Annotated in this window: 1 protein-coding gene; it reads left to right on the top strand. The window is 40.8% G+C overall.

Annotation, left to right across the window (positions count from 1 at the left end; all coding sequences use genetic code 11):
* Positions 1-326 (top strand): N-6 DNA methylase (locus tag HMPREF3247_RS11995; RefSeq protein WP_180363504.1); only part of this gene is annotated, 326 nt, incomplete at both ends.

The following is a 326-nucleotide window of genomic DNA, read 5'->3' on the forward strand; positions in this document are numbered from 1 at the left end:
AGTTCAACGCGACTAGGTAACAATGTCAAAGAACGTACTGCTTTAATCTCTAAAGTCATGGTTAATCTTGACGACTTACCATTCGTTCACAGTGACATGGAAATTGATATGTTAGGTGATGCATATGAATTCCTAATTGGGCGCTTTGCGGCGACAGCAGGTAAAAAAGCAGGCGAGTTCTATACACCACAACAAGTATCTAAGATACTGGCGAAGATTGTCACAGACGGTAAAGATAAATTACGTCATGTGTACGACCCAACATGTGGTTCCGGTTCATTATTGTTACGTGTTGGTAAAGAAACGCAAGTGTATCGTTATTTCGG

The organism is Staphylococcus sp. HMSC36A10 (assembly GCF_001838845.1).
Classification (GTDB): domain Bacteria; phylum Bacillota; class Bacilli; order Staphylococcales; family Staphylococcaceae; genus Staphylococcus; species Staphylococcus aureus.